General features: G+C 64.9%; 20 protein-coding genes. 8 read left to right on the plus strand and 12 right to left on the minus strand.

The genetic code is table 11. From position 1 onward, the window contains the following. Window positions 1-2: 2 nt before the first annotated feature. The 3 genes from D3I60_RS08825 to D3I60_RS08835 all read left to right on the plus strand — a co-directional run bounded on the left by D3I60_RS08825 (window position 3) and on the right by D3I60_RS08835 (window position 3694). Window positions 3-1034, plus strand: a complete 1032-nt coding sequence (locus D3I60_RS08825) for an SGNH/GDSL hydrolase family protein (RefSeq protein WP_262775758.1) — start codon at window positions 3-5, stop codon at window positions 1032-1034. Then, a complete protein-coding gene (locus D3I60_RS08830; RefSeq protein WP_262775759.1) occupies window positions 1031-1759 on the plus strand; it encodes a Maf family protein in 729 nt (242 codons plus the stop codon). Before D3I60_RS08825 ends, D3I60_RS08830 begins: the two co-directional genes overlap by 4 nt. A gap of 123 nt (window positions 1760-1882) precedes the next feature. Then, a complete protein-coding gene (locus tag D3I60_RS08835) occupies window positions 1883-3694 on the plus strand; it encodes an acetyl/propionyl/methylcrotonyl-CoA carboxylase subunit alpha (protein ID WP_262775760.1) in 1812 nt (603 codons plus the stop codon). A gap of 73 nt (window positions 3695-3767) precedes the next feature. On the opposite strand, the gene D3I60_RS08840 is transcribed toward D3I60_RS08835, so the two are convergent. From D3I60_RS08840 to D3I60_RS08855, 4 genes are all read right to left on the minus strand, one after another. Continuing rightward, the gene (locus tag D3I60_RS08840) at window positions 3768-5045 is read right to left on the minus strand and encodes an RNA polymerase sigma factor (RefSeq protein WP_262775761.1); all 1278 of its coding nucleotides are present in this window, start codon (window positions 5043-5045) and stop codon (window positions 3768-3770) included. Then, window positions 5045-5386 carry a YciI family protein gene (locus tag D3I60_RS08845; RefSeq protein WP_262775762.1) on the minus strand — a complete coding sequence of 114 codons (342 nt, stop codon included), beginning with the start codon at window positions 5384-5386 and terminating at the stop codon, window positions 5045-5047. Before D3I60_RS08845 ends, D3I60_RS08840 begins: the two co-directional genes overlap by 1 nt. A 121-nt stretch (window positions 5387-5507) precedes the next feature. After that, window positions 5508-6932, minus strand: a complete 1425-nt coding sequence (locus D3I60_RS08850; RefSeq protein WP_262775763.1) for an NAD(P)H-quinone dehydrogenase — start codon at window positions 6930-6932, stop codon at window positions 5508-5510. A gap of 127 nt (window positions 6933-7059) precedes the next feature. Next, complete coding sequence (locus D3I60_RS08855) at window positions 7060-7611, minus strand: gamma carbonic anhydrase family protein (protein ID WP_262775764.1); 552 nt, start codon at window positions 7609-7611, stop codon at window positions 7060-7062. A gap of 283 nt (window positions 7612-7894) precedes the next feature. On the opposite strand from D3I60_RS08855, the gene D3I60_RS08860 reads away from it, so the two are divergent. After that, window positions 7895-8143, plus strand: coding sequence for a WhiB family transcriptional regulator (locus D3I60_RS08860; protein WP_009374875.1), 249 nt, complete (start codon window positions 7895-7897; stop codon window positions 8141-8143). Window positions 8144-8353: 210 nt separating this feature from the next. Here the strand turns inward: D3I60_RS08860 and D3I60_RS08865 are convergent, their stop codons facing one another. Both D3I60_RS08865 and D3I60_RS08870 read right to left on the minus strand, forming a co-directional pair. Next, window positions 8354-9868 carry a sensor histidine kinase gene (locus D3I60_RS08865; RefSeq protein ID WP_440588570.1) on the minus strand — a complete coding sequence of 505 codons (1515 nt, stop codon included), beginning with the start codon at window positions 9866-9868 and terminating at the stop codon, window positions 8354-8356. A gap of 236 nt (window positions 9869-10104) precedes the next feature. Next, complete coding sequence (locus D3I60_RS08870; protein WP_262775766.1) at window positions 10105-14985, minus strand: NAD-glutamate dehydrogenase; 4881 nt, start codon at window positions 14983-14985, stop codon at window positions 10105-10107. Window positions 14986-15126: 141 nt separating this feature from the next. Here D3I60_RS08870 and D3I60_RS08875 point away from each other — a divergent pair, with 141 nt between their 5' ends. Next, on the plus strand, window positions 15127-15591 hold the full coding sequence (locus D3I60_RS08875; RefSeq protein WP_262775767.1) for a DUF2505 domain-containing protein: 465 nt from the start codon (window positions 15127-15129) through the stop codon (window positions 15589-15591). 120 nt (window positions 15592-15711) lie between these two features. Here D3I60_RS08875 and D3I60_RS08880 read toward each other — a convergent pair whose 3' ends face one another. Genes D3I60_RS08880 through D3I60_RS08890 form a run of 3 tightly spaced genes read right to left on the minus strand, consistent with a single transcriptional unit; the run spans window position 15712 to window position 18123 of the window. Continuing rightward, a complete protein-coding gene (locus D3I60_RS08880; RefSeq protein WP_262775768.1) occupies window positions 15712-16188 on the minus strand; it encodes a DUF6912 family protein in 477 nt (158 codons plus the stop codon). A gap of 10 nt (window positions 16189-16198) precedes the next feature. Continuing rightward, window positions 16199-17476, minus strand: coding sequence for an AAA family ATPase (locus D3I60_RS08885; RefSeq protein WP_262775769.1), 1278 nt, complete (start codon window positions 17474-17476; stop codon window positions 16199-16201). Further along, a complete protein-coding gene (locus D3I60_RS08890; protein WP_262775770.1) occupies window positions 17476-18123 on the minus strand; it encodes a flagella basal body P-ring formation protein FlgA in 648 nt (215 codons plus the stop codon). The genes D3I60_RS08885 and D3I60_RS08890 overlap by 1 nt, the downstream gene beginning before the upstream one ends. A gap of 159 nt (window positions 18124-18282) precedes the next feature. Here D3I60_RS08890 and D3I60_RS08895 point away from each other — a divergent pair, with 159 nt between their 5' ends. Continuing rightward, window positions 18283-18504, plus strand: coding sequence for a helix-turn-helix domain-containing protein (locus D3I60_RS08895; protein ID WP_025780784.1), 222 nt, complete (start codon window positions 18283-18285; stop codon window positions 18502-18504). 37 nt (window positions 18505-18541) lie between these two features. On the opposite strand, the gene D3I60_RS08900 is transcribed toward D3I60_RS08895, so the two are convergent. Continuing rightward, the gene (locus D3I60_RS08900; RefSeq protein ID WP_262775771.1) at window positions 18542-19057 is read right to left on the minus strand and encodes a hypothetical protein; all 516 of its coding nucleotides are present in this window, start codon (window positions 19055-19057) and stop codon (window positions 18542-18544) included. A gap of 149 nt (window positions 19058-19206) precedes the next feature. Here D3I60_RS08900 and D3I60_RS08905 point away from each other — a divergent pair, with 149 nt between their 5' ends. Together D3I60_RS08905 and D3I60_RS08910 are read left to right on the plus strand one after the other, a co-directional pair. After that, window positions 19207-20097, plus strand: coding sequence for a hypothetical protein (locus D3I60_RS08905; protein WP_262775772.1), 891 nt, complete (start codon window positions 19207-19209; stop codon window positions 20095-20097). Then, window positions 20094-20564 carry an Rv3235 family protein gene (locus D3I60_RS08910; protein WP_262775773.1) on the plus strand — a complete coding sequence of 157 codons (471 nt, stop codon included), beginning with the start codon at window positions 20094-20096 and terminating at the stop codon, window positions 20562-20564. Before D3I60_RS08905 ends, D3I60_RS08910 begins: the two co-directional genes overlap by 4 nt. An 18-nt stretch (window positions 20565-20582) precedes the next feature. On the opposite strand, the gene secA is transcribed toward D3I60_RS08910, so the two are convergent. Further along, entirely contained in the window at window positions 20583-23273 is a 2691-nt protein-coding gene (secA, locus tag D3I60_RS08915) for a preprotein translocase subunit SecA (RefSeq protein ID WP_262775774.1), read from the minus strand. A gap of 54 nt (window positions 23274-23327) precedes the next feature. Beyond that, window positions 23328-24569 carry a winged helix-turn-helix domain-containing protein gene (locus tag D3I60_RS08920; RefSeq protein ID WP_262775775.1) on the minus strand — a complete coding sequence of 414 codons (1242 nt, stop codon included), beginning with the start codon at window positions 24567-24569 and terminating at the stop codon, window positions 23328-23330. Window positions 24570-24672 lie beyond the last annotated feature (103 nt).

The following is a 24672-nucleotide window of genomic DNA, read 5'->3' on the forward strand; positions in this document are numbered from 1 at the left end:
CAGTGGGAAGACGCTTGATCTATACGCTGGCGACAATGGGTGCGACGGTCGTCGGCGCGGGTGCCTCGGCGGCGGGACTGCTCCGCCACCAGGCCGGATCGCTGCGCCGTTCCTTCGACGACGACAAGAACCGTCGCTTCTCCACCTTCACCGAGGCGATCGCCGCCCCACGTGACAACGACGATGATGACTCCGCGGCGCTGGCCATCATCGGCGACTCCTGGCTGTGCGGGGTCGACGTCGACCCGGAGCAGGCGCCCCCGACTCTCATCGGGAGAGGCCTGGCGCGGATGCTCGGCACCACCGTCCGGGTCCAGACGACCGCTCGCCCCTCGGCGCTGTCGGATGATCTGCACCGACAGGTCGACGAAGTCCTGCGTTCGCCGTGGCTCTCCCGTCAGCTTTCGGACCGCTGGAGCGACGACCGCCGGTTCGCGATCATCTCGATCGGCACCGGCGACATCATCCACCCGATCCAGGCGACCATCGGGGTGCCCGTACTCAACCAGGCCATCAACCGGCTCCAACGTGAGGGCCGCTATACCGTGTTCGTTCTCGTCTGCCCCAATCTCGGTGGTCTGCCGGGGCTGCGCGATCCGCTCAAGACGTCGCTGCGCCGAACCTCTCGGGTCCTCGCCGGCTCTCAATGGCTGGCCGCCCTGGCTGCGCGTGCGGTTCCGCTGCGGTCGACGGGATCGCTGAGCGGAACGACACGCCGGTCTCTGCTCAACGACTCGGGCCGATTCCCCAGCGAACTCGGCTATGCGCAGCTGTCCTCGACGCTGCTGGCCGCGATCGCCGAACGCATCGATGCACCGGTCGTCGTCGACCGCAGCCTCGACATCCCGGAGAAGGGCGAAACCGCGCGCCGTCACGAACTGGTCCCCGGCGCCGAGGCGCAATCTGCTGCTCAGAACGATTCGGATGTCGAGGCGCGGACCGGCGCCGAGGCGCAGCCAGATGCCGAAGAAGCAGCGGTGACAGAAGACGCCAGCCCCGAACCGGTCCCGAATCGTTCGGAAGCAGCCTCGTGATCCCTGTAGTCCTCGCCTCCCAATCCCCTTCACGTCGCCAGATCCTCCGGGACGGCGGGATCGACCCGGTCATCATCGTCTCCGAGGTCGACGAACGTGCCCTCGAGGACGAGTTCACCGGCTCCGTCGGCGAACTCACCACAGCGTTGTCGGAGGCGAAGGCTCGTGCGGTCATCGACCGGATCATCGCTTCCGCTCCCCCGACACTTGACGGCGCGGACACCCTGGTCGTCATCGCCGGGGACTCCATGCTCGAATTCGACGGACAGGCCATCGGCAAACCGGGAACGGCCGAACGCACTCGCGCCGTGTGGTCGGCGATCGCCGGTCAATGGACACAGCTGCATTCGGGCCATACGGTCGCCGTGCTCACGCGGACGCAGCAGGCGAACGGCACAGTCGACCAGGCTTCAGATGACGACCGCGGCGACGATGCCGATCGAAACGACTCGGCGCCCTTCGAACTCTGCGCTCTGCGCTCCCAGCGGTCGGCCACCTCGGTGCTCATCGGCTCACCCAGCACGGAGGAGCTCGAAGCGTACATCGCCACCGAAGAGCCCTTCCACGTGGCCGGGGCACTGACTATCGACGGCTACGGTGGGGCCTTCGTCGACCGGCTCGACGGTGACCACCTCACCGTGCTCGGCCTCAGCCTGCCCGTCGTGCGCGAATTGGTCACCGACATGGGCCTGTTCTGGCCCGATCTGTGGGCGCTCAAGCGGTAGACTCGTCCCTGGTCCGGTGACACGCCCGAGGACATTGAAGTTCTCGTCCCAGTTTTTTATCGCTGACCTACAAACCCTTAGTGCTGTTCTCTAAATTGTTCTGTGATCATACAAAGGAGCACCATGACCACAGTCCTCTCCGACTCCACGACCTCGGCACTGAGCACCACTGTTCCGACCGGGGCCGTCCGCCGAGTCCTCATCGCCAACCGCGGTGAGATCGCTCTGCGCATCATCCGGGCCGCCCACGACCTCGGCATCAAGGCCGTCGCCGTGTACACCCGCGCCGATTCCGATGCCGACTTCGTCGAACTCGCCGACGACGCGTGGCTGCTGGACGGCTCCGGAGCCGGGGAGACGTATCTCGACATCGAGAAGATCCTCGCCTTGGCCAAGCGCTCCGGCGCCGATGCTGTCCACCCCGGTTACGGCTACATGGCCGAGAACGCACAGTTCGCGCAGGCCGTCATCGATGCCGGGCTGATCTGGGTCGGTCCTCCCCCGGCAGCGATCGAGCTCCTCGGTGACAAGTCCGGAGCCCGTGCCGTCGCCGAAGCCGTCGACGCTCCGGTCGCACCCGGTTCCGACGGCGCCGTGGCAGATCTGACAGAAGCCGCCGAGGTGACCGACCGGATCGGGTTCCCCGTCGTCGTCAAGGCCGTCCACGGCGGAGGCGGGCGTGGTTTCCGCGCCTGCGCCGCCGCCGAGGATCTCGAAGCCGCCTATACTGCGGCGACCCGCGAAGCACAGAGTGCCTTCGGGCGCGGTGAGTGCCTCATCGAGAAGCAGATCGTGCGCCCCCGTCACCTCGAGACCCAGTGCCTGGCCGATGCCCACGGCAACGTGCGGATCGTGTCCACGCGTGACTGCACTCTGCAGCGCCGCAACCAGAAGATCATCGAGGAGGCGCCCGCTCCGTTCCTCACCGCCGAGCAGGAGCGCATCGTCTCCGAAGCCTCGGCACGCCTGCTCGCCCACGTCGGCTACGTCGGCGCAGCGACGTGTGAATTCCTCCTCGGCGAGGACGGCACGATCATCTTCATGGAAGCCAATGCGCGCATCCAGGTCGAACACACCGTCACCGAGGAGGTCACCGGAGTCGACCTCATCGGTTGGCAGGTGCGCATCGCTTCGGGCGAGGCCCTGCCCGACGAATTCCCCGCCGTGCGCGGTCACTCCTTCCAGTTCCGCATCAACGCCGAAGACCCCACGACGTTCTTCCCTGCCACCGGCGCGGTGAAGAACCACCGTGCGCCATCGGGTCCCGGAGTGCGTCTGGATTCGGGCATCGGCGAAGGCAGCGTCGTCGGAACGGACTTCGACCCGATGCTGGCCAAGCTCGTCGTCACGGGTGCCACCCGTGACGAGGCCCTGGCCCGAGCACGCCGGGCGCTGTCCGAATACCGCATCGAGGGCGTCTCGACGCTGCTGCCGCTGCATCGGGTGCTCGTGAACGAACAGGCCTTCGCCACCGATTTCAAGGTCTGGACCAACTGGCTCGAAACCGCTTTCGTCAATCCGCTTGTCGATCCACAGCTAGGAGAACAGATGAGTACTGCAACCGACAGCTTCAGCGTTGTGGTCGAGGTCGATGGACGCCGCATGACCGTTTCGGTCCCCAAGGACGTCATCTCGGATCTCGGTCATGTTCCCAGCCCCAGCGTGCCGCGGCGCAAGCGCGGGCTGAGCAGCCGCAAGGGCGCGAAGATCGCCGACGATTCGAATGCGCTCAACGCTCCCATGCAGGGCACCATCGTCTCCGTCTCCGTCAACCCCGGTGACACCGTGGAAGCCGGTGACACCCTCGCCGTCATCGAGGCCATGAAGATGGAACAGCCGCTCAAGGCCGGTCACTCCGGCACCGTCTCCGAGGTGCTCGTCGACGCAGGCGCCTCGGTGAAGTCCGGTGAGGCGATCATCCGCTTCGCCGCCTGAGCCGCTCCCGTTCCTGCCTCCGTTGGCTCCGACCTGAGGTCAGGAGTCACGAGCGCAGAAGTCCCTGCCCGGGTCACCGTCGGAGATCGGTAATCCGGGCAGTGATGTATTCGGATTCGGCATCGTTGCCGGGACATTCCAGGCCCGCGGCATAGGCGCCCTCGGCCTCCGCCGTGCGACCGAGTTCGTCGAGGGTGATCGCCCGTGCGATGTGGAAGGGCCTGTAACGCAGCAGCTTCGTATCGTCGGCCAGTTCGTCGAGGGCGCTCATGGCAGCTTCGGGGCCCGAGACCCGACCGAGGGCGATCGCGGTGTTGAGAGCGACGACCGGCGACGGATCGAGGCCGGACAGCATCCGATAGAGCACGAGGATCTGCTTCCAGTCCGTGTCGGCGAATCGCGCGGCTTCGGCGTGAAGGGCCGCGATCGCCGCCTGGATGGTGAATGCCCCGGCTCCCGGTTCGCCGGCGGCCACGTCGACGAGTCCGGTCCCTTCGGCGATGAGGCGTGAGTCCCACAGGCTGCGGTCCTGCTCGGCCAGCGGCACCGGCTGGCCGTCCGGCGTCACACGGGCGGTCTCACGTGCCCGTGTGAGCAGAAGCAGAGCCAGCAGGCCACGGGCTTCGGTCTGCTCGGGCAGGTATCCGACGAGCAGTCGGGTCAGCCGGATGGCTTCGTGCTGCAGATCGACTCGAGTATGTGCGGGCCCTGCCGTGGCGTTGATGCCCTGAGTGAAGATGAGATAGAGGACGCGCAGCACTCCGGGCAACCGGTCGCCGAGCTCAGCGGGCGCGGGGCGGCCGAAAGGAATCCCGGTCTTGAGGATCCGCTGCTTGGCACGGACGATCCGCTGCTGCATCGTCGCGGTCTCGATGAGGAACCCGGCGGCCACCTCGGCGGTGGTCAGCCCCGAGTGGAAGCGCAGGATGAGCACGATGCGTTCGTCCTCGCGCAGGGTCGGGTGGGAGCAGGTGAAGAACAGTCCGAGGCGCTCGTCGGGCAGATCCGCTGCGTCCATCTCCTCGCCGAGGCGCTCCGCGTGATCGTCGTGGTCACCTGATCGCAGCTCGTCCTCGATGCGCAGGCGAGCGAGGTTCCGGGTGCGCACCTCATCGGAGCGGATGAGATCGATGGCGCGGTTCTTCGCCGCGACCATCAGCCACGCCTGAGGGCGTTCGGGCACTCCCCTGCCCGGCCATGTCTCGACCGCACGCAGCACGGCGTCGTGGAGGGCTTCCTCGGCGAGGTCGAAGTCACGGAACCGGGTGACCAGCGCCGCGAGCAGCCGCCCGTAGTCCTCCTCGCCGATGGCGCTGAGGACGCGGGCGGCCGCATCGGGGTCGGGATCCATCAGTAGTCGGCCACCGGACGGATCTCGATGTGTCCGGCCTTGGCTGCGGGGCTCTTCTTCGCCCAGGCGATCGCCTCGTCGATATCGGCGACGTCGATGACGTAGCTGCCGCCGACGAACTCGTTCGATTCGGCGAACGGGCCCGAGGTGACAAGCGATTCGCCTCCGGATCCGCTCACCCGGACCCCGAGTTCGGGCCCTTCGAGGGCGAAGCCGCCGACGACGATCCCCGCCTCGCTGATCTCCTTGTCGAATGCCAGGAATTCTTCTGGATCCGCTCCGCCGTCGTCACCGCAGTCAGGATCCTGTGTGCGTCCCATGAGCAGAAGTGCGTACTTCATGTCGTTCTCCTTGGTCGTTCCTCATGTCATGCCGGGCGGCCTGACACCATGATGACGGTCGAGGAGCGACCGGATCGACAGCTGCGGAGAAAAACTTTCCTGCGCTCGTCGAATCGACGATTCAGAGGTGACGGTGGAGCTTCCGTGCCGCTTCGGTCAGCGAACCGCTCACGGAGGGGTAGACGACGAAGGAGGCGGAGAGCTGATCGACGGTCAGCCGGTTCTCGACCGCCATGGTGATCGGCAGGATGAGCTCACTGGCTCGGGGGCCGACGACGACTCCGCCGAGGATGGAGCCGGATCCGCGCCGAGCGAAGATCTTGACGAAGCCGTCCTCGATGCCGAGCATCTTGGCGCGTGGGTTCGTGTCCAACGGCAGCATCACGGTGTCGATGTCCGTCGGTTTCTCGCGGTAGTTCTGCTGAGTGAAGCCGACGGTGGCGATCTCGGGTGCGGTGAACACGTTCGATGCGACATTGCGCAGCTTGAGCGGCTGCACGGCGTCGCCGAGCGCGTGGTTCATGGCGATCCGCCCCTGCATCCCTGCTACCGAGGCCAACGGCAGCACTCCGGTGCAGTCACCGGCCGCGTAGATACCGGCCCGCGAGGTCCGCGAAACGCCGTCGACGACTATGTGCCCGGATTCGCTGACGCGCACACCGGCTTTCTCCAGGCCGAGTCCTTCGGTGTTCGGAATCGAGCCGACGGCCATGAGGCAGTGGGATCCTTCGACACGGCGACCATCGGCGAGCACCACTTCGACTCCGTCGTCGGTGCGGGTCACCGAGGCGGCGCGGGAGCGGGAGAGGACATTCATGCCCTTATTGCGGAAGACGAATTCGAGCACATCGGCCGCATCTTCGTCCTGGCCGGGCAGGACCTTCTCACGCGAGGACACGAGGGTCACCTCGGTGCCCAATGCGCGGTAGGCCGAAGCGAACTCGGCGCCGGTGACACCGGAGCCGACGACGATGAGGTGCTCGGGCAGTTCGTCGAGGTCGTAGAGCTGAGTCCAGGTGAGGATGCGCTCACCGTCAGGCTGCGCAGTGGGCAGCTCACGCGGGTGGGCGCCGACCGAGAGCAGGATCGTGGAGGCCTCGAGGGTGTACTCGGTGCCGCCGGATTCGACGACATGGACCTGGTCGCGACCGGCCAGAGTCGCCTTGCCCTGGATGGCTTTGACACCGGCCCGAATGAGGCCTTCGTAGATGTCGTTGGCCTGAGCGTCGGCGAGCGAGAGGATGCGCTTGTTGACAACTTCGAGGTCGGCGGTGACTCGGCGCGCAACGGCCTCGGTGTCCTCGGTGTTCTCGATCCGGATTCCGAGCCCGTCGGAGCGCTCGATCTCGTCCATCATCTCCGCGGTGGCGATGAGCGACTTCGATGGCACGACGTCGGTGAGCACGGCGGAACCACCGCACCGATTCTGCTCGATGAGCATGACATCGGCACCGAGCTGAGCCGCGACGAGCGCGGCTTCGTAGCCGCCGGGGCCGCCGCCGATGATGACGACGCGATCTGCAGTGGAATCAAATTCAGTGTTCACATACAGATTGTCTCAAATCGCCACGATGCTGGCGAACGGCCCCCTGGTGATCGACCGAATGGTTCCTTTGGGATCTGTTGGGAGGTCGGTCCTGGGCCGGTCCGAAATCGGTCCGGTTGCGGTCCGATCAGTTCGGGTCGACCACCTCGGCGGTGTCCTTGTGCAGGGTCGACAGACGCACATAGGACTGGGCGTTCTGCCGGACCTTCTCCACTCCTTCGTCGGTCATCTCCCGGCGCACCTTCGCCGGCACACCGGCGACGAGCGACCGTGCCGGGATCTGCGTGCCTTCGAGGACGACGGCGCCCGCGGCGACGAGAGATTCGCTGCCGATATGGGCGTCGTTGAGCACTGTGGAGTGCATTCCGATGAGCACATCGTCATCGACGACGGCACCGTGGACGAGCGCTTGGTGGCCGATGGAGACGCGGGCGCCGATGACGACGGGTTTCCCGGCGTCGGTGTGCATGACGGTGTTGTCCTGCACGTTCGAGTCCTCACCGATCGTGATCGGGGCGGCTTCGGCACGCAGAACACAGCCGTAGAAGACGCTGGCGCCCTTCTTCACATGCACATCGCCGACGAGCGTGGCACCGGCTGCGACGAACGCCTCCGGATCGATCTGCGGTGTGTGGCCGCCGACGGAGACGATGCGGGGGTTGGCGAGATCGTTGGTCATGAGTCCTCCATTGGTTCACGTGATGCCTGTGTGCATTCACCTGCTGTCTGCATGTGCCTGACAGTCTAGGCGGAGACGCTCAGACAGGCCCGAAAAGACGAATCGCGGACCGATTTGCGCGATCGCCCTCATAGCAGGACAATGGGGAAAATTCTTGTCAGAAATTTCACACTGCCGGACCCTTGTGCGCCCAATTGCGTTATGTGAACCTTGACTGTGAGAGTTGCACGCCCGGAATTCGGGCGTAGGCAACCGCGTTCACTGAATTCGTCGAAAGGTCACCATGGATTGGCGACACCGTGCAGCATGCCTCAATGAGGATCCGGAGCTCTTCTTCCCGATCGGCAACACCGGACCCGCGCTGCTCCAGATTGAGGAAGCAAAGACTGTCTGTCGCCGTTGTGAAGTTGCAGAGACCTGCCTTCAGTGGGCCCTCGAATCCGGTCAGGATGCCGGAGTCTGGGGCGGTCTGAGCGAGGACGAGCGTCGCGCTCTCAAACGTCGTGCCGCTCGCGCCCGCCGCGCAGGCTGAATCGCCGGCCGTCAAGAAGGCAGTCATCCGGACTGCCGAAACCATAACTGAACCACCGACCACACCTGCACCTAAGAATGAGTCCCTTGTCCCGACGGCGAATGATCGTCGTCGGAACAAGGGACTCAGTCGTGTGTGTGCACGAGCGCCCGGCCGAATGTCGACCGACACCGGAGCGTGGCAGCTTCGGCTCGGTCCGACGAGCCCCGCTCAGTCGTAGGAGTCCGGGCGCAGTGGAACGTCGAGGACGGCGACTGTTCCGCCGCCTTCGCGCGCCTGCCATTGGATCGAACCGGCCAGGTCGGCCGAGACCAGGGTGCGCACGATCTGCGTGCCCAGACCATTGCCCGGATTCTGCGTCTCCCCCAACCCGATGCCGTCATCGGCGATCGTCACGCTCAGGTGATCGCCGTTGCGCTCCGGGGTCACCCACACATGGCCGTTGAGCGTCTCGCCCGGTTCCAGACTCTCGAGGTTCTCGGTGGGGAATCCGTGTTCGATCGCGTTCGTGATCAGCTCCGTGATGGCCAGGGCCAGAGAGGTGGCATCGGCGGAGGAGATGGTCCCGAAGCTTCCACACCGTTTGAGTTCGATATGCACCAGAGGGCTGGTCAGCTCGGGAGTCAGACGCAGTCCCTTATCGACGACTTCGTCGAAGTCCACCTCGGATTCGACGCCTTGGCTGAGCACATCGTGAACCACTGCGATGATCGAGACCCGGCGCATCGCCTCCGTCAGCGCACCCTTGGCCTCGGGGCTGTCGATGCGGCGGGTCTGCAGCCGCAGCAGAGCGGACACGGTCTGCAGATTGTTCTTCACCCTGTGGTGCATCTCCTTGATCATCGCGTCGCGAGAGAGCAGCTCACGTTTGCGGCGGCGGATCTCGGAGACGTCACGGGCGAGGACGATCGCACCGACCCGCTCGCCCTCGTCCGTGAGCGGAATCGCGCGCAGGGACACACTCGTGCGCCCGACTTCGAGTTCGGTCCGCCAAGGGGCACGCCCGGTGAGCACCAGCGGGAGGGTCTCATCGACCTGACGCAGCTCTGCACTGAGGTTCGAGACCACCTCGGAGAGATAGCTGCCTTCGATCTCTCCTCCGTAGCCGAGCCGGTGCATGAGCGATACGGCGTTCGGGGAGGCATACTGCACATGCGAATCGCGGTCGAGGATGAAGATGCCGTCGCCGACTCGTGGTTCGCCGTGCCGGGCCCCGGACGGGGCATCGCGATCGGGGAACGTTCCCTGCACGATCATGCGCATCAGAGCCATCGCCGTTTCCCGGTAGTACTTCTCCAAGCGAGACGAACCTCTGCGTCGGACCTCCTCCGAATACCGGACGACGAGCGCGATGGCCTCGCCGCTGCGGATGATCGGCACCGCCTCGGCGAGGATGTCGACATCGGAGGATCCGGCGCTGATTCCCATCTCTCGGGCCGCGGCAACGTGGGAGACAGAGCTCCGGGTGCTGCTGGCCTGATCGAGCAGCTCCTTCTCCAGACCGGTCGCACGCGCTCCGATCAGGTCCCGGTTGAACAATGTCGCCCCGGTCGTCGATCGGGCATGCGCCAGGACCGTGTAGGCACCGTTGGGCGACGGCACCCACAGCACGAGATCGGCGAAGGAGAGGTCGGCCAACAGCTGCCAGTCGCCGACGAGCAGATGGATGTGTTCGACGTCTGACTCATCCGTGATGCCCTCGGCCGCCAGCAGTTCGTTGAGCACCATACGTTCCTCCAAGGTGAGATCAGCAGACCCGCATTGCGCGGATCTGCTGAGATGTCGATGTTCAGACGCTACCACTTAATCGGTCGGTGTTCGGACCCACCCAGGCGGCTGTGTCCGCACGATCCCAACTGACCGGCCGATCGTGGTCGCCCTTCCGGTCACGCTGTCGAACCGATCAGGAGTGCCCGGCCGGTCGCGGCCGACCATGGTGCCGACCGCGACCGCAATCGGCCTCAGCCGTTGTGCTCGCTCTCCCAGGCCGAGGAGCGGACCATCGACCGCAGTGAGCGCAGCAGCACAGACAGCGGCGCCTGGGTGACGGAATCGAGACCGAGAATCGTCTCCGTCGTCTCCAGCACCCGCCCCACGACAGTCTCGTTGCGTTCGAGCCATTCGGCCAGGCGCTGCTTCGCCCGTTCGTCCGGGGTTCCGGAGATCGGCGAATCCGTGGCGGCCAGAACCGTTCCCGTCACCGACAGGATCGCGGCGTAGTAGTCATCACGCATGGATCCGCGGGCCAGCGCAGACCACCGGTCGCTGCGATCGAGCTCACCGATGAGGGTGAGGATCTGCGAACCGGAGAAGCGTTCGTTCACGGCGTAGTAGACCTCAGCGACGTCCTCGGCGGATTCGTTCGCCCGAGCTGCCAGCTGGGTGATGTCGAGCAGCACGAACTCGTCGAGCAGAGCGGCGGAGCGCCACGCGAGTTCGCTCGGCACGCCTTCGTCGATGTAGCTCTGCGCCTTCGCCTGCATGGTTTCTGCGTCATAGCCGTCAACGAGGTCCGGGACCCGGGAGCGCAGGGCTTCGACGACCTTTCCGTACATCTCGATGCCGGAATCGACGTCGAGGCTGTCCGGCGCCTGCTGCACGAGCCAGCGCGAGGAACGATCGAGGACACGCACATAGTCGTGCTGGAGTTTCACCTGCACCTCGGTCGGCACCTGGTTGTCGAGTGCGCACACGGCGTCGAAGAAGTCATCGAGTCCGAAGATCTCCGAGACCACGACGAACACGCGTGCGATCTGCGGCACCGACGCCGGCGTCTCTTCCAACATCCGATAGATGTAGGTCAGTCCGCCGCGGTCGACGAGCCGGTTGACGAGCTTCGCCGTCGCGATCTCCCGGTACAGCGGGTGTTCGGGGATGAGCTCGCCGTACTTCTCCTGCAGAGCGTCCGGGAAGTAGGACACGAGTTCGCGCCGCATCCACGTCTCGTCCGGCACGGTGCTGGCGAGGACCTCATCGGCGGCGTGCATCTTCACATAGGCCAGCAGCACGGCGAGTTCGGGTGACACGTAGTAGCTGAACTCGCGTTTGGCCAGCTCGTCGGCGTTGGGCAGGAATTCGACCGCCCGGTCGAGATCGGCATTCTTCTCCAGATAGCCCAGCAGCCGGCCGTAGGTGCCCGACATCGATTCGGTCTGGGCCCGAGCCTCGCCGAGGACGACGTTCTGCGAGTAGTTGTTCGCCAGCACCCGATCGGCGACCTGGTCGGTGAAAGAGTGCAGGACCGCCTCCCGTTCTTCCGCGGCGAAGGCACCCTTGTGCAAGAGCGTACGCAGGAGCAGCTTGATGTTGACCTCGTGGTCGGAGCTGTCGACGCCGGCCGAGTTGTCGACGGCGTCGGTGTTGATCTCGACGCCGCCCAGGGCGGCCTCGACACGTCCCAGCTGTGTCACGCCGAGATTGCCGCCCTCGCCGATCACCCGCGCCCGCACATCGGCGCCGTCGATGCGGATGGCATCGTTGGACTTATCGCCGACATCGGCGTGGCTCTCGCTCGATGCCTTGATATAGGTGCCGATACCGCCGTTGTAGACGAGGTCGACCGGTGCCTTGAGGATCTCCGACATGAGGTCGGCGGGGCTGCGCTTTCCGGGTTCGACTCCGAGCACCGAGGCGGCTTCGGGGCTGAGGTCGATCGACTTCGCCGACCGGGAGAAGACTCCGCCTCCTGAGGAGATGAGGTCCCGTTCGTAGTCCTGCCAGCTCGAACGCGGCAGGTCGAAGAGTCGTTGGCGTTCGACGAAGCTGCGAGCGGCGTCGGGGTTCGGATCGAGGAAGATGTCCCGGTGGTCGAATGCCGCGACGAGGCGGATGTGCTCGCTGCGCAGCATGCCGTTGCCGAAGACGTCGCCGCTCATATCGCCGATGCCCACGACGGTGAAGTCCTCGGCGGCGGTGTTGAGTCCGAGTTCACGGAAGTGTCGTTCGACGGATTTCCACGCGCCCCGAGAGGTGATGGCCATCGCCTTGTGGTCGTAGCCGACCGATCCGCCGGATGCGAAGGCGTCGCCGAGCCAGAATCCGCGGCGTTCGGCGATCGCGTTGGCCACATCGGAGAACCGTGCCGTGCCCTTGTCAGCGGCGACGACGAGATAGTAGTCGTCTCCATCGTGGCGGACGACACGGTCGGGGTGGACGACGACGCTGGAGTCGTCGCTGCCGTAGGTGAGGTTGTCCGCAACCTCGAGCATGCTTTCGATGAACACCTCGTAGGCGGCCTGACCGGCGGCCATCCACGCGTCCCGATCGCTCATCGGCGGCAGCTGCTTGGGGAAGAAGCCGCCCTTCGCCCCGGTTGGCACGATGAGCGCGTTCTTGACCATCTGGGCCTTGACGAGACCGAGCACCTCGGTGCGGAAGTCATCGCGACGATCCGACCAGCGCAGCCCTCCGCGAGCGACGGTGCCGAAACGCAGGTGCACGCCCTCGACCTGCGGGGAATACACCCACATCTCCAGAGCCGGCTTCGGCTTCGGCACGAAGCTGAGCTCGTCGGGTCGGATCTTGAGCACCAGTGCCGTGGGCAGAGCACCGGATTCGTCGATGTAGTAGTTCGTGCGCAGGGTCGCCCGCAGCAGTTCCAGCGAGGAGCGCAGCACACGGTCGGCGTCGAGGCTGGCCACTTCGCTGAGGGCGGCTTCGATCGCGTCGTCGATCTCGGTCATCGTCGCTTCGCGTCCGGCGTCATCGACGTCGGGGTCGAACTTGGCGGAGAAATAGTCGACGAGCAGCTTCGAGATCTGCGGGTTGTCGCTGTAGACCTCACCGACATAGGCGTCGGAATAGGTGAAGCCCGCCTGGCGCAGGTATTTGCCCAGTGCGCGGATGATCGTCACATGCTGCCAGGTGAGTCCGGCGACGACGAGACGGTCGAAGACCCCAGCTTCCTTCTTGCCGTCCCAGCCGGCCATGAAGGCCTCGGCGATGCGGTCGTAGTCGTCATCGCCCAGCTCTTCGGAGAAGCTGAGTCCGAAGTCGTAGATGTAGCGGTGCGAACCGTCGGCGAGGTCGAGTTCGTGGGGTCGTTCGTCGACGACGTCGGCACCGAAGGCCGTGAGGAAGGGCAGGACTTCGGACAGGCTGACCCGGTCACGACGATAGAGGACGAGGCGCACGGAGGCGTCGGTACTCTGTTCGGGACGGTAGAGGCGCACCGCCGGACCGTGACCGGCGTCGAGAGCTTCGAACCGACCGACATCGGCGACCGCCTCGGCGGGGGTGTGATGCTCGCCGTAGCTGGGAGGGAACGCCTTCGACCACAGGTCGGCCCGGGCATGCGAGGCGCCGGAATCGCCGGTCTCGGCCGGAACGAGGAAGGCGTGGACGTCTTCGGACCAGGAGCGAACGGCTCCGACGATGCGGGCCTCGACCTCGTCGGCGCCGATCTGCGGCAGTTCGCAGTCACGGGCGACGCGGGCAACGAAGTGGATGCGGGCCAGCGCAGATTCGCTCAGCAGCACATCGAAGTCGACGCTGTCGGCGTTGTAGAACTTGCGCAGCACTTCCTGCACGCGCACTCGAGCGTCGGTGTTGTAGAGGTCGCGCGGGAGGTAGAGGATGACGGAGACGAAGCGCTGGTAGGGGTCGGTGCGGACGAACACGCGGGACTCACGTCGCTCCTGCATGTCGACGATCTCCATGACGACGTCATAGATCTCCTCGGTGTCCTCGTGGAGCAGGTCCTCTCGGGGATAGTTCTCAAGAACGCCGAGAAGTTCGTTGGCCGAGTGGGATCCGGTGGGGAATCCGCTGGCCGAGAGGATCTTCGCGACCTTCCTGTCGATGACCGGGATGTTGAGGACGCTGTCGTTGTAGAACTCGGGTTTGAACACTCCGACGAAGCGCCGCTCGCCGACGATCTCACCGTCGGCATCGAAGGTCTTCACGCCGATGTAGTCCATGAACGAGGATCGGATGACACGGGAGCGGGAGTTCGCCTTCGTCAGCACCAGCACATGCGGTTCCAGCGCCTTGTCGGCGACCGCCCGGCTGAGCGGTGATTTCACGAGGGGGCGCAGGGCCGAGATGCCCATCGAGGTGTCCTCGATCGGTTCGAGGCTGCTGTTCTCAGCGTCGTGGGTGTAGTCGTATTCGCGGTAGCCGAGGAAGGTGAAGTGTCCGTCGAGCCAGGTGAGCAGGGCGGCGGCGGATTCGGCTTCGGAGGCCAGTTCCGGGCGCGGCGCGTGTGCGCTCAGCTCGGCGGCGATGTCTTTGGCCTTCGCGGCCATCGCCTGGGCGTCGCGCGCTGCCGCGGCCACGTAGTCGAGGACTCCGCGCAGGCGCTCTTCAAGTGCACCGAAGTCGCTTTCCGAGATGCGGTCGATCTCGAGGCGGATCCAGGACTGCTGCTGTAGGGCGCCGTCCTCGCTGTCGGCAGGATCTTCGGAGACCGTCGGAATGCTCGCCGTGTCCGCACTGAGCGCTGGGGCTTCTGCCGGGGAGAGGATCTTCTCGTCCGGGCCGTTGCCGGTGACTGTGATGATCGGGTGGTGGACGCGGCGGATCGCCCTGCCGTTGGCAGCGAGGTCGCTGACGATCGAGGACACGAGATGGGGCATGTCGGCGAGCACGATGGCGATGACCGTGTGGTTGTCGCTGAATTCCGGCGAGTCGACGCTCGGATTGTAGATCGCGATCGCCGGTCTCTGCCCGTCGTATTCGGTGCCGAGCGCGAAGTGACGGGCGGCCGCGGCCGCGTAGGCCTCGGGATCGGTCGCCCCTGTTTCGAACCGCGGATAGTACGCATCGAGGAAGTTGTCGGGAGCCGATTGCCCCCTCTGCTTTCTCCACTCTTCTGCAACGTTCGAAATTGAGACCTGAGTCACTGTTTCACCTCTATGATCAACGAGCATTCGTCACGCGATTCGACGCCGAATCGTCATTCCCCACACTATGCCCAAATATCGAGAAAGGCACGCCGAGCGGCCTACGGTGAAGTACCGTTCATTCGCTGGCAAACTGGAGCTATGCGATCTCTGACTCTCAATCATGATTATTCGGTTGATCTGTCGACATTCTTGGCCAAACTCGCCGACCCCGGCGTGTGGGAGAAGCTCGGTTCCGAGGCCAGTGCCGAATACATCGACCCCGACACGGAGATGACCGTGCGGACCCCGATGCCCAAGGCCGAGCTTCCTGCGGCTCTGGCCTCTCGGCTTCCCGACAACACCGTGCTGGTCGAGGTGTACGTGATTCCCGGGGATGTCCTCGGTGATGAGGCAGAGATCCGCATGTCCGCGCGCGCCGCAGGCGTCCCGGTCGAGATCGATGCGGTGCTCGAACTGCGCGAGGCTGAGTCAGTGACGAAGCTGGCCGCTCATGCCGAGATCAGCTCGTCGATCCCGATGTTCGGCGCGATGATCGAACAGGCTGTGGTCCCGATCCTGGAGAAGCGCCTGAGCGACCGGCTGCGCCGCTTCGAATCCGCCTGATCCCGGGGGCCGGCGACGCCGACACGGTTGCGTTCGAGTCGGTGCGAACCGTGAAGTCATCTGCCTGAGTTGCGATGGGGTCGGTTCAGTCCCGGAGTCAGTACAGTCCCCAGCGTCGGTTCAGGCCTGGTCGCCGAGCAGCTGCCCTAGTTCGGAAGAGTCGTACCACAGCAGATCGGAAGCGCCGAGGTGGTCCTCGGCTGCACTGGAGTCCGTGTCCTCGGCCAGCTGCACCGCCTCATCCCAAACGACGTCCTCGTCGAGATGGAAGCTCGCAACCCGGGCCATGTCGACATCGGCAAGGGTGTAGAGATCGAACCCCTCGGTCAGCGGTGCGGCCGGGCTGGACTCGGGGGCGTCATAGGCCACGATGACACGCCGCTCGGGAGCCGCCCCGGTGCCGGTCTCGGCTTCAGCGGGAGCGAACACCGCGTTCGCGGCCAGTGCTGCGGCGATGCACATGGCGTCGAATTCAGCGGATTCGAACTCCTCACCGCGCAGGCCGCGCCCCTGAGCGTCGGGGGCGACGGCGCGGACGTCGGTCAGCGTCGAACGCAGCGCGGTCAGGGTGGTGGGAATGTAGCAGCGAATGGCCATGTCCCTCATCCTAGTCCTGTGGTCCGCTCCCCTGGCTCACCCTGACTTTCTGTGGGCGTCCGCGGCGGCCGGCGCCGCGACGGTCACGGCCTCCGACGGATCTGCGGGATCGGCGGCGACCCGGCAGAAGCTCGTCGATCATCGCCGCGAGGTCCCCGACGAGGACGGACCGGGGGTTCTGCTCCTGCAGGGTGTGGCCGGCGAGCATCGCCGCATCGGCCGTGGGCCGGTCATCTCTGAGAATGAAGTCCGGAGTGATCCGGACGAATCGATCGAGGACCTCGCTGATCCGCGTCTCAGCGGGATGGCCGACCGCACTCGAGCGCACCTTCGTGATCACCAGCCGCATCTTCTCGCGCACCGCCTCGGCCCGCGGTGTGCCGAGGAGTTTGACCAGGCGCTGAAGGCCGATCGGCTCCCCTGCCGCGAGAACGAGCACGATATCGGCGGCCTCGAGCGCGGCACGGGTGGCGCAGTGGCGATCGTAGAAGGGGTCGGCGAGGTCGTCATCGGGATCGGTGCGGTCGCTGACGTCGACGATGACGACATCGTAGACCTTGGCCAGGCGTTTGAGCACAGACTCGAGGACGGAGGCGCGGATCTCCGGCCACCTCTCGGGCCGAGTCAGCCCGGTCACCGCATGGAAGCTCTCACGGATCGCTGCATGCGGCACCACATGCGCGCCGAAGCGCCCGGCCGGGTCCGACTGCGACCGGCAGAGGCCGGCCAGATGCGAAGATTCCTCTGTCAGCCCGAGGGTGGACGCGACCATGCCGGAGACCGTGTCAGCGTCGACGACGACGCTGCGCTTGCCCTGACGGGAGGCCTGATCAGCGAGGTTGACTGCAGTGAGAGTGCGTCCGGGCGACGAACCAGTCCCCCAGACCGTGATGATCATTCCCGCTCCTCCGACCGGCCCCGGCGGCGATATCGGGCGCGGCGGGACCACGGTGGAGGCACGGAGGTCGTCGATCGCAGCAGCCATCGTCGTCGCGTCGGCGTCCGTTGCGACGACTGGGCTGATGCCGACCGCTTCGAGGGCGTGCGCGTCGTCGCCGAATCCGAGCACCTTCGCACCGGAGGCCGTGATCGCGGCAACCACCTCCGCGTCGAGGCCGGGAAAGTAGCGGCCGATGATGACGACATCGGCTCCGCCGGTGCGGCAGTGTGCCAGCAGCTCCACCTCGTCGGCGGGGCGGGCGACGATCGTGACGTCGTCGATCTCGCTGAGCAGCTCGAAGAGGATGAGGTCGTATTCGAAGTCGACCGCCAGCAGGACCTGTGTCATCACTGCTCGCTTTGATCGGCAGGAACGGACGGGGCACCGACCACGGAGAGCACGCTGCGTCCGTCGAGTGCGGCAAGCACGCCGGGCAGGTCCACCGAGCCGACGAACACTTCGATGCGGGCGCCGTCACCTGCCCCGAAGCTGCCGACGTCTCGGTTGATGTGAGCGACCGGGGCCGAATCGACGATCTGCTCCGGCGGTGTGCCGTCATCGTCGAGCCCGTTCTGCTCCGGCTGCGCCCAGACGTCGACGAGGCTGCCCGAGTCGACGACGCTCGGGACTGAGCCGGCGATGTCGATGGCTACGACTCGCCCCTCGAGTTCTGACACTGGCGCCACCGCCGAGGCAGCCAGCAGTTCCCCCGCCGCCACGACGCTGCGCACGCTCGAATTCGTCGGCAGCTCGATATCGGCAGAGAGATACTTCTTGCCGAGATCGGCGAGATTGACCTCGGCCACCGTGAGGTCGGCCGGTTCGAGGATCTCACCGGGGACGAGTGCGCGTGCGCTCGCCCAGACCCGGGTGGTCGAGTTCGCCGAGGTGACGAGCAGGTAGGTTCCGACGACCGCGAGGACGACGAGCATCGCGCCGACGAGGAGGCGCGCATCGGTCCAGCGGGGGCGTCGGATTCTTTTCGAGAGCTCCATTGCATCTCCAGATTCGCAGAAGTTTCGCTGACAGAAACTGCTTCTCAGTGATAATATTGGGCACCAAATGATGCCAAAGCAAGGTTTTTGGCCAAATGCACCAACAAGCAGATGGACATCTGGTGGCAGATGGACATTTGGAATGGGAGAAGTCACCTCATGGCCGTCGAAAGTCGCTTCCTGCCGCTGACCGATGTGGCCGAGCTGCTCAATGTCTCGATCGCACAGGCTCGGGCCCTGGTCCGCTCCGGCGATCTCCGCGCCATCAAAGTCGGAGGGCGCGGCCAGTGGCGGGTCGAGAAGTCCGAGATCGAAGCGTATATCCAGCGCATGTACGAGCGCACCGAGTACCAGATCAAGACCGGTTCCATCGAGGACTGACCCACGCGATTCAGCTCTGATCTCCATCATGGACGAGTCATCCGAAGGGATTCGTCCGAGCGTGGACGGCGTTGATCGCCGCGAAGGGAATGATCCTGCCGGCGATCTCGACATAGTCGGAAGCAACGAGTGCGCAGCGCCCCCGAATGCTGCCCGCACTGTCGGCGACATCGATCGACACCTCTTCATAGGCGGCTGACCAGCGGCGCAGCGCCGATCCCAAGCCCAATCTCTCCAGCCCGCCAGCGTCGAATCGATGCACTCTCGTGATCAGCCTGAATCCGCGTACAGCCCCGATCGCGATCACTGAGACCTCGGCTCCAGCGAGGACGATGATGTCCCGACCGAGGAAGCACGCCGTTCCTGTGATGTCTCGACCTGGCAGCGTCGCCTGCACCGTCGATCCCAGCGCCCCGCGCATCCGTTCGAGCAGAGTCCTCTCGGCCGCCTGACCGGTCACCTCGTCGCCGAATTCGCCTCTCCTGACGTGCGCCTGTGCCGCCGTGTCGGCGGCTTCGATATCCGCCAGAAGTGCATCGATGCGATCGTCCATAATCTCCAAGCCTGCCCCAGCTGTAGTCCACTTTCAAGACTTGAAATGAAGATGAATCGAACTACGGTGATGTAGTTAGAGTTGCTCCATTGACATCAAATAACATCTAACGGCATCATTATGTTCAATATCCAACGGAGGATGTCTAGATGTATCTCTTGATTGCATGTGCGAGTTCGTGGTTTGTTCTGGTCGGTTCGTTCGTCAATGCGTGGTCGCGGCTGCCTCAGCCGTGGACGACCAGCGACGTCGTCGTCATCGTCATCATCGGCACCGGAGTGCTCCTGTTCGCACGGATCGGACTCATCTCTCACCTGGCACTGCTGCTGCAGGTGATTCCCTCCGGTCGTTTCCGGTCGGCGCTTGCCGAATTGATTGTCAAGGCGATGCCACGGATACTCGCGTCGAGTGTTCTTGCCATCGTCTCGACCGGCCTCGTGGTCCACTCCGCTCAAGCAGCAACGATCGCTGGTCCCGGTCCTGACCCAGCATCGTCCACGCAGGCTCCTTCCGTGCCTGCACCGTCTGCGCATACTCCGTCCGCCCCGGCCGATCCCGGCTGGCCGACGATCGACGATGATCAACGCTCTGCGGATTCCACCGACGATGCGGGGCGGTCTGAGAATGAGCAGTCGCCAGACGGTTTCAAGCCGCGTGAGGAATCCGAGCCACCCGGTCGAGTCCACCCGCCCGATCCCGGTTGGCCCACGGAGCCGTCCGCAGACAGAGGGCCTTCAGCAGCACCGACCGACCGGGCGTCGGACGGGTCCGGCGAATCGGACCGGTCAGGCGGGACCGACCGCGGCAGGGAGCCGAATGAGCCGGGCGACAGCGACGATGCCGCCGAGCCTGCGGACCCTGGAACTGCCACACATATTGTGGCTCAAGGCGAGAGCCTGTGGTCGATCGCTGCCGATCTGGCCGAGACCCCTGAAGAGGTCCCGCAGCTCGTCACGCACGTCTATGCCGCCAACGAGGACACCATCGGACCCGATCCGAGCCTCATCATCGCTGGTCAGAGATTGGAGATCCAGAAATGACCGCCCCACTCACCCTTACTCGACCGCAGGCGTCGGCACCGCCTCGGCGAGAGGTCACACCGTCGTCCACGGCACCGCCCACTCGCCGGGTCGACGGGCAGTTCCAGGGTCAGGACGTCGCGGACGACCGGGCGCGGATCGCGGCCACGGCCACCTCGTTGGCGGTAGCCTGCCTCGAAGTCCTCTCGGGAGCCAGACGCAGTGAGACGATCGCCCGATGGGTCCAACCGGATCTGTTGGCGAAGATCGACCACCGCTGTCAGCTGCGCGCCGAGGTGGCACCCCACAGGGCGACCGTGCCCGGAGCACGGACGGTGAGGCCGGGAACGGCGCACGTCTGCCAGATCAGCCCCGAGATCGCCGAGGTCACAGTCATCGTCGCCGCTGCAAATCGCGTCCGGGCGGTGGCAGTCCGCTTAGAACTGCTCACCACCCGGTGGACGCTGACTGCGCTGCAGACGATGTGAGCGGCTGACGGCTCGGAGTCAGCTCTTGGCCTTCTTCTTCGCGCGACGTTCGGCGCGATTGGCCGGAGCCGGCTCGTCTTCGTCCTCGGTTTCGGAAACAGAGGCGGAACCACCCTCGGACGGCGCCGACAGCTGCATCTTGGGAGTCTTGTGACGCAGCTCCTCGGCGTCGACCTCGACCTCGGGTTCGTCACCTTCGGAACCGGCCGATGAGGTCACCTGAACCTGCAGAGTATTGGTCAGGCGGACGACGTCCTCCTTGATTCCATCCTGCATGGTGGTGAACATCTCGAAGCCCTCACGCTGATACTCCACCAGCGGATCACGCTGAGCCATCGCCCGCAGTCCGATGCCGTTCTTGAGGTAGTCCATCTCGTAGAGGTGCTCACGCCAGCGCTTGTCGATGACAGAGAGCACCACGCGGCGTTCGAGTTCGCGGGTGGCGTCCTCTCCGAGTTCCTCTTCGCGCTGGGAGTAGAACAGTGCGATGTCGGACTGGATCTCCTGGTTGAGGCGGTTCTTCGTCAGGTTGCCGAGGCCACCGAGTTCCTCGGCGAGGTCGTCGGGGGTGATCGACGGTGAGTAGATCTTTCCGAGAGCCTCGAAGAGCTCGTCGACCTGCCATTCTTCGACCGGTCCCGTCGTTGCCTGGGCGACATAGGCGTCGATGACCTCTTCACGGAAGTTCGCGACCTGATCTTCGAGGTCGGCGCCGTCGAGCACACGGCGGCGCTCATCGTAGATCACAGTGCGCTGACGGTTGAGCACATCATCGTATTTGAGCACGTTCTTGCGCTGCTCGGCATTGCGTTGCTCGATCTGCGACTGGGCCGAGAGGATGGCACGGGAGACCATCTTCGATTCCAGCGGCACATCATCGGGCACGTTCGCTGTGGCCATGATCCGTTCGGCAGCCCCCGAGCCGAAGAGCCGCATGAGATCATCGGTCAGGGACAGGTAGAACCGGGATTCTCCGGGGTCTCCCTGGCGGCCGGAGCGTCCGCGCAGCTGATTGTCGATGCGGCGGGATTCGTGGCGTTCGGTGCCGAGCACATAGAGTCCTCCGAGCTCGACGACCTCTTCGGCTTCTTCCTTGACCTTGTCTTCGGCGGCCTTGAGCACCTCCGGCCATTCGGACTCGTACTGGTCCTCGTTCTCGGCGGGGTCGAGGCCTCGACGTTCCATTTCCGCGACCGCGAGGAACTCGGCGTTTCCGCCGAGCATGATGTCGGTACCGCGCCCGGCCATGTTCGTGGCCACAGTGACGGCGTTCTTGCGTCCGGCCATCGCCACGATCGACGCCTCACGGGCGTGGTTCTTCGCGTTGAGGACCTCATGCTTGACGCCGCGTTTGGCCAGATGCTTCGACAGGTATTCGCTCTTCTCGACGCTCGTCGTGCCGACGAGGACGGGCTGTCCGGTCTCGTGTCGTTCGACGATATCGTCGACGACGGCGTCGAACTTCGCGACCTCGTTCTTGTAGACGAAGTCGGACTGGTCGACACGCTGCATCGGCTTGTTCGTCGGAATCGGGACGACACCGAGCTTGTAGGTCGACATGAATTCCGCGGCTTCGGTCTCGGCCGTACCGGTCATTCCCGAGAGCTTTTCGTAGAGTCGGAAGAAGTTCTGCAGAGTGATCGTCGCCAGGGTCTGGTTCTCTGCCTGGACCTTCACCCCTTCCTTCGCCTCGATGGCCTGGTGCAGGCCCTCGTTGTAGCGGCGGCCCTTGAGCACACGCCCCGTGTGCTCGTCGACGATGAGGACTTCGCCGTCGAGGACGACGTAGTCCTTATCCTTCTTGAACAGCTCCTTGGCGCGGATGGCGTTGTTGAGGAAGCTGATGAGCGGGGTGTTCTCCGCATCGTAGAGGTTGCCGATGCCCAGGTAGTCCTCGACGCGTTCGATTCCGGGTTCGAGGACGCCGACGGTGCGCTTCTTCTCATCGACTTCGTAGTCGCGATCGGTCTTCAGGCGTTTGACGACCTTGGCGAATTCGCCGTACCAGCGGTTCGCATCGCCTTCGGCAGGACCGGAGATGATGAGCGGGGTGCGGGCCTCGTCGATGAGGATCGAGTCGACCTCGTCGACGATGGCGAAGGCATGACCGCGCTGGACGAGCTCGTCCGCCGACCAGGCCATGTTGTCGCGCAGGTAGTCGAAGCCGAACTCATTGTTCGTGCCGTATGTGATGTCTGCGGCGTACTGCTTGCGGCGCAGGTCCGAGGGCATATTCGCCTGGATGCAGCCGGTCTCCATGCCGAGGAAGCGGAAGACGCGGCCCATCAGTTCGGACTGGTAGGTAGCCAGGTAGTCGTTGACCGTGATGATGTGGACCGGATCGCCGGTGAGCGCGTTGAGGTAGGCCGGGGCCGTGGCGACGAGAGTCTTGCCCTCACCGGTCTTCATCTCGGCGATGTTGCCCAGGTGCAGAGCGGCGCCGCCCATGAGCTGGACGTCGAAGTGCCGCAGACCCAGGGTCCGGCTCGATGCCTCGCGAACGGTGGCGAAGGCTTCGGGAAGCAGGGAGTCGAGGCTCTCGCCGTCCTTGTAGCGCTCCTTGAACCGGCCGGTTTCCTCCCGCAGTTCGGTGTCCGTCATCTCGCTGAACTCATCGGACAGCTGATTGATGGCATCCGTGTATCGGCGGAGCTTCTTCAGAGTTCTGCCTTCACCAGTGCGCAGAAGCTTCTCGAGGAAATTAGCCACTTTTCTCCTAATCGGCATGTCTGCCGGACAACGACTCGAACGACTGTATAGCCCCTAGCTTAATGGCAGGTGAGTACCTTCGAGGTCGACGGCGGTCGTTCCCAGCCACGCAGCCATCGTCATGAGCTCTTCCGTCAGCTCGGTCATGTGCTCCTCCCCCGGCTCCCATGTCACCTGATGAGCACGCAGAATTCCCGCCGCCCGATCCCTGTGCAGGTCGACTCGCCCGACGAGGCGATCACCGAGGAGGAACGGAGTGACGTAATAGCCGTGCACACGCTTGGCAGCCGGAGTGTAGATCTCGATGCGATAGTGGAAGTCGAAGAGCCACTCGATGCGCGGTCGGTAAAAGACCAAAGGATCGAACGGCGCCAGCAGCGCCCGAGAGTTCACGGTGCGCGGGGTCCGAGCCTCATGCCATTTCAAGGCGGGGACACCTTCCACGTCGACTTCGCGCAGCTCTCCGGAGGCGATGAGTTCGGTGATGGCGGCGTCGGTCGGTGCCCGCCGCTGCCGAAAGTAGTCGGCGATGTCCTCGGGCCGGGAGATGCCCAGGGCACGTGCCGCGATCCGGGTGAGTTCGAAGACATTGTTCTCGACCCCGGATATTCCGCGTGGAAGCTCCGCATTCGGGTCCAGCCCCAGCTGAGGATCATCCGGCGGCCCGTAATTCAGTGGCAGCTGCGGCAGCTCGGGTGAGACATCGCGAGCCAGTGCATAGATGCGTTCGAAGTGGTCATTGCGTCCGGAGGCGCTGATGACTCCACCGGCGAACAGCGCTTCGAGGGCGATTTTCACCTGGCTGGGATTCCAACCCCAATGTCCGCGGTGGATCTCCGGCAGACCGTGGTCGACCACCTCGGCGACTTCACGTGCCGTCATCGGCCGGGTGGACAAGGCAGTGAGGACGCGAGTCTGGAGGTTTCGGAACTCCTCCCCGGTCTCCGGGTGGCGCTGTCCGAAATCGTTGCGCCACCATTCGCTGTGGGCGCGGGCGAAGTGCTTCCATGTCTGCGGCGGCACGAAGGCCGCGGCGTGTGCCCAGTACTCGACACCCATGCGCGGAGAAGAGTAGAAGAGACGGTCGAGGGTCTCCCGCGGGTAGGGACCCAGGCGAGAGTAGAAGGGCAGATAGTGGGATCGGACGACTCGGGCTACTGAGTCGATCTGGATCAGTCCCAGGGTGGCGAAGACATTCTTGAGGTGTCGGGCGGTGACCTTTGCCGGTCGCGGTCGGTCCAGTCCCGTTGCCGCGATCGCCGTCCTGCGGGCCGCGGCCCGTGTCATCCTCTGCATACCCCAACGCTATACCCCAATTACTACCTGACGGCGGCCCAGCAACCTCGCGCGAGGTTGCTGGGCCGCCGTCAGGTAGTAATTGGTCAGTCGAGGGCTTCTT

It is taken from the genome of Brevibacterium permense, assembly GCF_025506275.1.
In the GTDB taxonomy this organism is placed as follows: Bacteria; Actinomycetota; Actinomycetes; order Actinomycetales; family Brevibacteriaceae; genus Brevibacterium; species Brevibacterium permense_A.